Annotated in this window: 8 protein-coding genes; 5 read left to right on the top strand and 3 right to left on the bottom strand. The window is 70.6% G+C overall.

Annotated features, from left to right (window positions below; genetic code table 11):
• The first annotated feature begins 246 nt into the window (after nt 1–246).
• From ACOJUF_RS14635 to ACOJUF_RS14620, 4 genes are all read left to right on the top strand, one after another.
• Nucleotides 247–1,287, top strand: coding sequence for a branched-chain amino acid ABC transporter permease (locus ACOJUF_RS14635; RefSeq protein ID WP_420122563.1), 1,041 nt, complete (start codon nt 247–249; stop codon nt 1,285–1,287).
• Nucleotides 1,284–2,507 carry a branched-chain amino acid ABC transporter permease gene (locus ACOJUF_RS14630; RefSeq protein ID WP_420122562.1) on the top strand — a complete coding sequence of 408 codons (1,224 nt, stop codon included), beginning with the start codon at nt 1,284–1,286 and terminating at the stop codon, nt 2,505–2,507. Before ACOJUF_RS14635 ends, ACOJUF_RS14630 begins: the two co-directional genes overlap by 4 nt.
• A gap of 110 nt (nt 2,508–2,617) precedes the next feature.
• Complete coding sequence (locus tag ACOJUF_RS14625; protein ID WP_420122564.1) at nt 2,618–3,508, top strand: ABC transporter ATP-binding protein; 891 nt, start codon at nt 2,618–2,620, stop codon at nt 3,506–3,508.
• Nucleotides 3,495–4,214, top strand: coding sequence for an ABC transporter ATP-binding protein (locus tag ACOJUF_RS14620; RefSeq protein ID WP_420122561.1), 720 nt, complete (start codon nt 3,495–3,497; stop codon nt 4,212–4,214). The genes ACOJUF_RS14625 and ACOJUF_RS14620 overlap by 14 nt, the downstream gene beginning before the upstream one ends.
• Before the next feature lie 119 nt (nt 4,215–4,333).
• Here ACOJUF_RS14620 and ACOJUF_RS14615 read toward each other — a convergent pair whose 3' ends face one another.
• From ACOJUF_RS14615 to ACOJUF_RS14605, 3 genes are all read right to left on the bottom strand, one after another.
• On the bottom strand, nt 4,334–5,701 hold the full coding sequence (locus tag ACOJUF_RS14615) for an APC family permease (RefSeq protein ID WP_420122560.1): 1,368 nt from the start codon (nt 5,699–5,701) through the stop codon (nt 4,334–4,336).
• A 26-nt stretch (nt 5,702–5,727) separates the two neighbouring features.
• Nucleotides 5,728–6,828, bottom strand: a complete 1,101-nt coding sequence (locus ACOJUF_RS14610) for a nitrilase-related carbon-nitrogen hydrolase (RefSeq protein WP_420122559.1) — start codon at nt 6,826–6,828, stop codon at nt 5,728–5,730.
• 220 nt (nt 6,829–7,048) lie between these two features.
• Nucleotides 7,049–8,059 (bottom strand): LacI family DNA-binding transcriptional regulator, encoded by a 1,011-nt coding sequence (locus ACOJUF_RS14605; protein WP_420122558.1) that lies wholly within the window; start codon nt 8,057–8,059, stop codon nt 7,049–7,051.
• Between the two features lie 200 nt (nt 8,060–8,259).
• Between ACOJUF_RS14605 and ACOJUF_RS14600 the strand changes: the two genes are divergently transcribed.
• Nucleotides 8,260–9,453, top strand: a 1,194-nt coding sequence (locus ACOJUF_RS14600) for a glycerol dehydrogenase (protein ID WP_420122557.1), incomplete at its 3' end; no start/stop codon positions are given.

The following is a 9,453-nucleotide window of genomic DNA, read 5'->3' as shown; positions in this document are numbered from 1 at the left end:
AGCATGATCAAGTACTTCTCGACCTACGACGGCGAGGGTCTGGCCAAGACGTACAAGTGGGACTCCAGCGGTGAGCTCGCGGTGGCGAACCCCTGGCTGTACGAAGTCAAGTAACACCCGGACACCCATCGATGGCGACCGGAGAGCCCGCGGCAACAGCGGTTCTCCGGTCGCCATTGGTGTTCTGAGCCCTCACGCTGTCCCAGTCCCGTGTCGGCGCCCGCCGACCGGCGCGCAAGGAGCCCGATGACCACTACCTTCTTCGCGTTGGCGGAGCCGCTCGCGGCCTCACCGATCAACTTCAACGTCGGCGCCCTGGGCGCCAACTTCTGGCAACTGACCATCGACGGCCTGGCCTACGGCTCGATCTACGCGCTCGTCGCGGTGGGCTACACCCTGGTCTACGGTGTGCTGCGGCTGATCAACTTCGCGCACTCCGAGATCTTCATGCTCGGCATGTTCGGTCAGTACGCCACCCTGCTGCTGCTCGGCTTCACGCCCAGCGGCAACGCCTACAACCTGGGCGTCGCGATGACGATCCTGTACCTGGGCATCGCGATGCTGGGCGGGATGGCCGTGTCCGGCGGAGCGGCGGTCGGCCTGGAGCGGCTGGCCTACCGGCCGCTGCGCAAGCGCAATGCCCCGTCCCTGGTCTTCCTGATCACCGCGATCGGTGCCTCGTTCGTCCTGCAGGAGTTCGTGCACGACATCCTGCCGACGCTGACCGACGGTGAGCTCGGCGGCGTGAACGCCCAGCAGCCGATCCGCCTGGTGACCCCCGAGGTGCAGTTCCAGATCTTCAACGCCAACGTCACCAACATCACGCTGATCATCATCATCTCGGCGATCGTGCTGGCCGTGGCCACCGACATGTTCGTCAACCGCACCAAGTTCGGTCGCGGCATCCGGGCCGTCGCCCAGGATCCGACGACGGCCACCCTGATGGGCGTCAGCCGCGAACGCGTCATCATGCTGACGTTCCTCATCGGCGGCGTGCTGGCCGGCGCGGCCGCGCTGCTGTACACGCTCCGGGTGCCCAACGGCATCATCTACTCCGGCGGCTTCATCCTGGGCATCAAGGCGTTCTGTGCGGCGGTCCTGGGCGGCATCGGCAACCTGCGCGGCGCCCTGCTCGGCGGCCTGATCCTCGGCGTCATGGAGAATTACGGCCAGGTGCTGTTCGGCACCGGCTGGCGCGACGTGGTCGCCTTCGTGCTGCTGATCCTGATCCTGATGTTCCGGCCGACCGGCATCCTCGGCGAGTCCCTGGGGAGGGCGCGGGTATGAGCAGCAACCCCTCGTTCGACGCCCGGCCCAAGGCCGGCGTGGGTGACGCGTTCCGCAGCTGGTGGAACGCCCAGTCGCGGCCCATGCAGTGGCTCTTCGGCGTGCCGTTCATCCTGCTGATCGCGCTGCTGCCGATCCTGAACATCCCGGTCCTGACCACCGAGGGCACCAACTTCGGCGGCGTCATGGCGCAGTTCGGCATGTACGCGCTGATCGCCATCGGGCTCAACGTGGTCGTCGGCCAGGCCGGCCTGCTCGACCTGGGCTACGTCGGCTTCTACGCGGTCGGTGCCTACACCGTCGCCCTGCTGACCAGCCCGAACAGCCCGTGGAACCAGACCGGCCCGGGCGGCTGGCTGTCCTCGGACTGGGCCTGGCTGGCCTGCCTGCCGATCGCCGTGGCGGTGACCGCGCTGTCCGGTCTGCTGCTGGGCTCACCCACCCTGCGGCTGCGTGGCGACTACCTGGCCATCGTGACCCTGGGCTTCGGCGAGATCGTCCGGCTGCTGGCCGACAACCTGGAGGAGATCACCGGCGGCGGCCGCGGCCTGTCCCAGGTCGCCTACCCCCGGTTCGGCACCACCGAGGAGTTCCCGCTCGGGGTGTTCTCGGCCGGCAACGTCGGCAAGACCCTCAACAGCGGCGTCTGGTGGTACTGGCTCTCGATCGTGCTGATCGTGCTGGTGCTGATGTTCGTCGGCAACCTCGAGCGGTCCCGGGTCGGCCGGGCCTGGGTGGCCATCCGCGAGGACGAGGACGCGGCCGAGATCATGGGCGTGCCCACGTTCAAGTTCAAGCTCTGGGCGTTCACGATCGGGGCGGCCATCGGCGGCCTGTCCGGGGCGCTGTACGCCGGCCAGGTGCAGTTCGTGGTGCCGACCAACTTCAACGTCATCAACTCGGTGCTGTTCCTGTGCGCCGTGGTGCTCGGCGGCCAGGGCAACAAGCTGGGCGTCATCCTCGGCGCGTTCATCATCGTGTATCTGCCGAACTTCTTCCTCGGTCGGACCGAGCTGTTCGGCATCCCGATCGACGGCGACTCGATCGCCGAGTACAAGTACTTCTTCTTCGGCCTGGCGCTGATGGTTCTGATGATCTTCCGGCCGCAGGGTCTACTCCCGGTCCGGCAGAAACTGCTGACCTATGGTCGGGAGTTGTACGTGGCGGCGCGCCGCCGTCAGCATGACGAGGCCAGCACTCCGGTGGAGGTGACCAAGTGAGCCGGGATTCGGAGTCCGAACACGACCCGGGCGGCTATAAGGCCGGTGCCGAGGTCGGCGAGGAATTCCGCGCGCCGTCCGAGGACGCCTACGACCAGCCGGTCGGCCCGATGATCGTCGACGACGCGGTCGAGGTCGACGTCACCGACGTGGCGCCGGAGCTGGCCGACCCCGAGGTGGTCGCCGAGATCGTGGCGCCCACCCGGGAGATCGACACCGCGGTCGGCGAGCCGCTGGTCGAGTTGGAGGGGGTCACCGTCAAGTTCGGCGGCCTGACCGCCCTGGACTCGGTCACGTTCACCATCCGGCGCGGCGAGATCCTCGGCCTCATCGGGCCGAACGGGGCGGGCAAGACCACCTGCTTCAACGCCATGACCGGGGTCTACCGGCCGACGTCGGGCACCGTGACGTTCGACGGCCAGGTGATGGCCAAGCTCAAGCGGAACCAGATCACCCGCCTGGGCATCGCCCGCACCTTCCAGAACGTCCGGCTGTTCGGTGAGATGACCGCGCTGGAAAACGTGGTCGTCGGTACCGACGCCCGACACAGGACCTCGGTGCCGGGGGCGACGTTCCGGCTGCCGCGGCACCGGCACGAGGAACGGGACGCCATCGACCGCGGCCTGGCCCTGCTCGAATTCGTCGGCATCGGCGCCCGGGCCACCGAGAAGGCGCGCAACCTGCCCTACGGCGACCAGCGGCGGTTGGAGATCGCCCGCGCACTGGCCACCGAACCCAAGCTGCTGTGCCTGGACGAGCCGGCCGCCGGGTTCAATCCGGCCGAGAAGGTCGCGCTGATGGAGCTGATCCGCAAGATCCGGTCCGACGGGTACACGGTGCTGCTGATCGAGCACGACATGCGCCTGGTCATGGGCGTGACCGACCGGATCGTGGTGCTGGAGTTCGGCAAGAAGATCGCCGAGGGCGTGCCGGCGGAGATCCGCGACAACCCGGCGGTCATCGCCGCCTACCTGGGGGTGCCCGACGATGCCTCTGCTTGAGATCAAGGACATGACGGTCGCGTACGGCCGGATCGAGGCACTGCACGGCATCTCGATCTCGGTCGAGCAGGGAGAGCTGGTCACCCTGATCGGGGCCAACGGCGCCGGCAAGACCACCACCATGCGGGCCATCTCCGGGGTGCGGCCGCTGACCCGCGGCTCGATCGTCTTCGACGGTGAGGACATCACCAAGATGAAGGCCTACAAGCGGGTGATCGCCGGCATCGTGCAGTCGCCGGAAGGTCGCGGGGTGTTCCCCGGCATGACCGTCCAGGAGAACCTGGACATGGGCCACTACGGGCGCAAGTTCGAGTCCAAGGCGGCCTACCAGGAAACCCTGGACCGGGTGTTCGAGCTGTTCCCGCGGCTGGCCGAACGCCGCACCCAGATCGGCGGCACGATGTCCGGCGGTGAGCAGCAGATGGTGGCCATCGGCCGCGCGCTGATGGCCCGACCCCGGGTGCTGCTGCTGGACGAGCCGTCGATGGGCCTGGCGCCCATGGTCATCCAGCAGATCTTCCGGATCATCTCCGACATCAACGCGACCGGGGTGACCATCCTGCTGGTCGAGCAGAACGCCCAGCAGGCGCTGTCCCGCTCGCACCGGGGCTACATCCTGGAGACCGGCGAGGTCGTCAAGTCCGGTCCGGGCAAGGAGCTGCTCGCCGACCCGGCCATCAAGGAGGCCTACCTCGGCGTGGCCTGATTCGCGTCGGGTCGCCGCGGGCCCGCGCGGCCGCCGAGTGTGCCGAAAGTGCCCCATACGGGACCCGGATGGGGCACTTTCTGCACACTCACCGGGGCGCGCCCGGGGGGCCGGGGGTCTCAGGTCTCCTTGAGGTCCAGCTGCGGCGTCGGGCGGCGGAACCCGCGGGTCAGGCACAGCAGGTAGACCAGGCCGGCGCCCGCCCAGGTCAGCCCGATCACCATGGTCAGCGCGGACAGGCTGGTCCACAGCCAGACGGTGGTGGCGAAGCCGATCAGCGGCAGCACGACGAACGAGAGCACGTCGCGCGCGGTGCGCCGGCGTCCGCGATCGATGGCGAAGTACTTGACCACCGACAGGTTGACCATGGAGAAGGCGACCAGGGCGCCGAAGCTGATCATCGAGGAGATCGTGGTCAGCGAGATGACCAAGGCCAGCAGCGCCACCGCCGAGGTGACGACGATCGCGGCGACCGGAGCGCCGCGGCCCGACAGCCGGCCGAAGACGCGCCGTGGCAGCACACCGTCCCGGCCCATGGCGTAGATGATGCGCGAGACCGAGGCCTGCGAGGTCAGGGCCGAGCCGAGCGAACCGGCGACGTAGGCGGCCACGAAGAACGCCGAGAGGGCGGCGCCGCCGACGGTCCGGACGACGTCGAGGGAGGCGGCGTCCACGTCGTCGAACACCGACGTCGGCAGCACCAGGTAGCTGATGTACGACAGGCCGATGAAGATGACGCCGGCGATCACCGTGGTCAGCATGATCGCCCGCGGGACCAGGGTGCGGGCGTTGGTGGACTCCTCGGCGAAGGTGGAGACCGCGTCGAAACCCAGGAAGGACAGGCACAGGATCGCCGCCCCGGCGAACAGCGCCTGCGGGCCCGCGTCGCCGTCACCGATCAGCGGAGCGAGCGGGTCGACCGCACCCGAGCCGGCCAGCTGCACGACCGCGAGGGTGACGAACACGGCGATGAACACGGCCTGGACGCCGACGATCAGCACGTTGGTCCGGGCGATCGAGGTGATGCCGGCCAGGTTGACCACCGTGACCAGGGCGATCGAGGCCAGGATGAACACCCAGACCGGCACCCCGGGCAGGTACGCGCCCAGGAAGATGCCGATCACCAGGTAATTGATCATCGGCAGGAACAGGTAGTCCAGCAGCAGGGACCAGCCGGAGAGGAAGCCAGCGGCCGGCCCGAACGCGGTCGACACGTAGGCGTAGGCCGAGCCGGCGGTCGGCACCGCGCCGGCCATCCGCCCGTACGACCGGGCGGTGAAGAGCATGACGACGAGTGTGAGCGCGTAGGCGACGGGCAGCCGGCCGCCGGTGATCTCGGTGACGATCCCGTAGGTGGTGAACACGGTCAGCGGGACCATGTAGACCAGGCCGAGCAGGACCAGGCCGGGCAGCCGCAGGACGCGGCGGAAGCCGGGCGCGGGGGCGACGGCGTCGGTCATCGGTTCGGTGGGCAGCGAGGCGGTCATCACGGGGTCCTTGTCCGTCGACGGGGTCAGGACGCGACGGGCGCGACGCGGGGACGGGGAGCGGGCGAGCCGTGGGGATGGGCGGCGTCGACCGGGGCGGTGAGGCGGGCGTAGGTGTCGGGCCGCCGGGTGCGCAGCAGGGGGAACAGGTCGAGCCAGTCGCGCCGCTGGGCCAGGTCGAGATCGGTCACCAGGACGGCCGCCTGATCGCGGGGGGCCTGGACCAGCACGCGGCCGTAGGGGTCGCTGACGAACGAGGAACCGTAGAACGTGTTGCCCGGGGTGCCGTCGGGGCGGACCTCGGCGCCCGTGCGGTTCGGCACGACCATGAACAGGCCGTTGGCGATGCCGTTGCCGACGATGACCTGCTGCCAGAGCGGCCGGGTGTCGAACTCGGGGTGATCGGGCTCGGATCCGATGGCGGTCGGGTAAACCACGACGTCGGCCCCGCGCAGCGCGTAACTGCGGGCGACCTCCGGGAACCACTCGTCCCAGCAGGTCGGCAGGCCGAAGGCGGCGCCGTCCAGGGCGTCGACCGTGTGCACCGGGTACGGGTCGTCGGTCGGGCGGGGCGCCGGCTCCGCGACCGCCGTCTCGGCGGACGCCGGCCCCGGCCGGAAGTAGTGGTCCTCGTAGTAGCCGGCGGTCACCGGAATGTGCAGCTTGTCGGTGGCCGCGACGATGCGGCCGTCCGGCGCGACGATGACGGCGGTGTTCGAGCCGAGCCCGTCGGTCCCGCCGTCCCGGCGGTAGACCGAGATGTGCACGTGCACATCGTGATCCGCCGCGGCCCGGCGGGCCAGAGCGACCGACGGTCCCGTCTCCAGGTCCTCGGCCAGCGCGTCGGCCCGGCCGGTCGGCAGACCGTCGGCGGGGTAGCGCAGGAGGGTGATCTCGGGCAGGAAGACGATCTTCGCGCCCCGCTTCGCCGCGGCGCCGATCATCGCGTGGAGGGTGGCACTGAGCCGGTCGGCGTCGGCGTCCCAGGCGTGCTGGACGACGCCGATCCGGAGCACCGGGCCGGGGTCGCGGGTGGTCCGGGCGAGGGAGGTCGGGCACCCGGTCGTCTCGACGATCTCGATCCCGGTGTCGATCCTGTCGGCGATGGCGCTGAACTGGTGATTCATCGGATTCCCGGTTCTCTTCGGGGGCGGGGAGACGGCCTGCGGAATCGATCCCGCATGGTGTGGGGAGAGCGTAGCGGGATCGATCCCGCAGGGTCAATGGTCAATGTGCCGGGACTGCGTGCGGAACCGCCGATGCGACGGCCAGGACGCGGGGTCAGCCCGCCGGGAGCCGGTATCGGGTGGCCCACCGCTCGGCGGGGGGCCGGCGGAGCGCCCGGGTTCAGCCGGCGCGGGTGGACGCGCGGGGGCGTAGTTCGGGTTCGAACCGCACGATGCGCGGGTCCGGTTTGCCCGGGACGTCGTCGTCCGGGTCCTCGAGCACCTGCCACAGCAGATCCGCGCAGGCTCGGCCGTGGGCCCGCGGGCGCAGGTCGATCGCCGTGATCGGGGGCGTCGACGACCACACGCCGATCCCGTCCACGCAGGCGGCCAGCAGCACGTCCCGCCCGACCTCCACGCCCCTAGCCGCGATCGCGGCCGCCACCGCGGCGGCGATGCCGTCCGGGGCGACCAGGATCGCGTCCGGGCCGGGTTCCGCGGCGAAGAGCTCGTCGACGGGCTGTTGCACGCTGGCGGCGTCGGCCAGGAACGGGGTCGACGCCACCCGGCGGCCGACCCCCGTCGCGGCGCACCAGGTCCGGTGGGCCCGGTCGACCTGCCGCGCCCACGCGGTGTCAAGGGACGGCGCGATCAGGGCCGGACGCTGCGCGCCCTGCGCCCTGAGGTGGTCGAGCAGGGCGGTGACGGCGCGGCAATGGTCGATCTCGACGAGCCCGGCCGGGGCGGGCGATCCGGGCGGCAGCGGTTCGGCGGCGATCACCGGTTTGCCGGTGGCCAGGATGCGGGCCAGTTGCGGGTCGTCGTCGATGGCGTCCACCACGATGTACCCGTCGACGTGGTCGCGGGCCAGCGAGGTCTCGGTGGTGCCGTTCGGGATGAGCACGACGGGGGTCTCGTGCTCCGTCGCGCCGTCGACGACTCCGAAGGCGAACGCCAGGTAGTACTCGTGATCGCTGGAGTCCGGCGGCAGGTAGACGGCGATGGCGCCGGCCCGCTGCGAGCGTAGGTTCTGGGCCAGCCGGTTCACCTCGTAGCCCATGGCCTGCGCCACGGCCAGCACATGGCGGCGCGTCTCCTCGCCGATCCGGCCGCTGCCGCCGAGGGCGGCCGACGCGGTCGTGCGGGACACCCCGGCCCGCTCGGCCACGTCCACCAGCCGCGCTCGCTTCACCGCGCCAAGGTACCGCCCGACACCCGCCGGACCGGGTCGGCCCCGGCCGCCGGACCCGGCGTTGCATCCGGGTCGCGGTGGTTCCCGGCCTTCCCGCAGCGTGAGAAGCGCTCGTGAAGTGCGGCTCTCGGCTCCCCTAGGGTCGCCCCCGGTGGCCCTGCCAACCGGGGCAAGGGCGCCCGCCACATCGGGAGAGGTTCATGGGCAGCAAGATTCGCACCGTCATCAGTCCGGGTCGTTACGTGCAGGGAAAGGGTGCCATCACCCAGCTGGGGGAGTACCTCAAGCAGATCGGCCAGACCCCGCTGGTGGTGGCCGACGACCTGGTCTGGGGACTGGTCGGGCATGACGTCGAGGCCTCCCTGGCGGCGGCCGGCCTGCCCCTGCACCGCGAGACGTTCAACGGCATCCCGAGCGCCAAGGAGGTCGACCGCCTGGTCGGCGTCATCAAGCGGACCGGGGCCGACGTGGCGATCGCCATCGGCGGCGGCAGCACCATCGACGCGGTCAAGGCGGCCGGGCACATCGCCGGCATCCGCTGGGCCAACGCGCCGACCGTCGCCTCGACCGACGCCCCCTGCTCGGCCCTGTCGGTGATCTACACCGAGACCGGGGAGTTCGAGGAGTACCGCTTCTTCCCGCGCAACCCCGACCTGGTGCTGGTGGATTCGCAGATCGTCGCCAATGCCCCGGTCTCCCTGCTCGTCGCCGGGGTCGGCGACGCCCTGGCCACCTGGCTCGAGGCCCGGGCGACGGCCCGGTCGAACTCCAAGACGATGGCCGGCGGCCTGCCGACGGTGACCGGAACGGCCCTGGCGGAACTGAGCTGGGACGTGTTGTGGGGCACTGCCCTCGATGCGATCGACGCGGTCAAGGACCACCAGGTGACGCCGGCGGTGGAGAAGGTCATCGAGGCCAACACCCTGCTCTCCGGCCTGGGCTTCGAGTCCGGCGGCCTGGCGGCCGCCCACGCCATCCACAACGGCCTGACCGCGGTCGAGGCGACCCACGGGCTGGCCCACGGGCAGAAGGTCAACATCGGTTCGGTCACCCAACTGGTACTGGAGGGCGCGCCCTCGTCCGAGATCCGGGACTTCATCGAGTTCACCACCCGCGTCGGCCTGCCGACCACGCTGACCGAGGTCGGGCTCAAGGCCGACGACGAGAAGTCGCTGCGGACCAACGCCGAAGCCGCGACGGTGCCGTGGGAGACCATTCACAGCATGCCGTTCGAGGTGACCGCCGACGACGTGGTCCGCGCGCTGACCTCGATCGAGCGGCTCGCCCGCGGGGTCCGGCAGCGCGCCCGGCTGCCCCAGCCGGTCCCGTACGTCGCCCCCCACCACAGACCCCCGTCCCGTCTCCCCCCGGGGGGGGGGGCGCCCGCCCGCCCC

This window comes from Nakamurella sp., assembly GCF_048594475.1.
In the GTDB taxonomy this organism is placed as follows: Bacteria; Actinomycetota; Actinomycetes; order Mycobacteriales; family Nakamurellaceae; genus Nakamurella.
The sequence above is the reverse complement of the archived record's forward strand: the minus strand, read 5'-3'. Positions and strand labels throughout refer to the sequence as shown.